This is a genomic window from Paraburkholderia phymatum, from assembly GCF_038900715.1.
Taxonomy (GTDB): domain Bacteria; phylum Pseudomonadota; class Gammaproteobacteria; order Burkholderiales; family Burkholderiaceae; genus Paraburkholderia; species Paraburkholderia phymatum_A.
Window position 1 is genome coordinate 1 of the sequence record NZ_JAYMRZ010000098.1, and the last position, 435, is coordinate 435.

1 protein-coding gene is annotated in these 435 nt (G+C 64.6%); it reads left to right on the forward strand.

What is annotated here, in order from left to right; genetic code table 11:
• Positions 1–3: 3 nt before the first annotated feature.
• A partial coding sequence (locus VSR68_RS42580) for a serine/threonine-protein kinase (protein ID WP_342945388.1) occupies positions 4–435 on the forward strand: 432 nt, incomplete at its 3' end.

A 435-nucleotide genomic window follows, 5' to 3' on the forward strand; every position in this document is an offset into this window, starting at 1 on the left:
GTCATGATCGGCCAGGTGCTCGGCCACTATCGGCTCATCTCGCAGCTCGGAGCCGGTGGCATGGGCGTCGTGTATCGGGCGCACGACGAGCGTCTCGACCGCGATGTGGCCGTCAAGGTGCTGCCGGAGGCGACGCTCGCCGACGAGGCCACCCGCAAGCGCTTCCGTCGAGAAGCCCTCGCCCTTTCGAAGCTCAATCATCCGAACATCGCCACGATCTTCGATTTCGATACGCAGGACAACATCGACTTTCTGGTGATGGAGCTGGTTGCGGGCCACACCGTAACCGCCACGCACGCCTTGCCGGACAAAGAGGTCGTGCGTCTGGCGATGCAACTTGTCGACGGCCTGACCGCGGCGCACGCCGAAGGCATCGTGCATCGCGACTTGAAGCCCGGGAACCTTCGGCTCACGGCCGACGGGCGGCTGAAGATC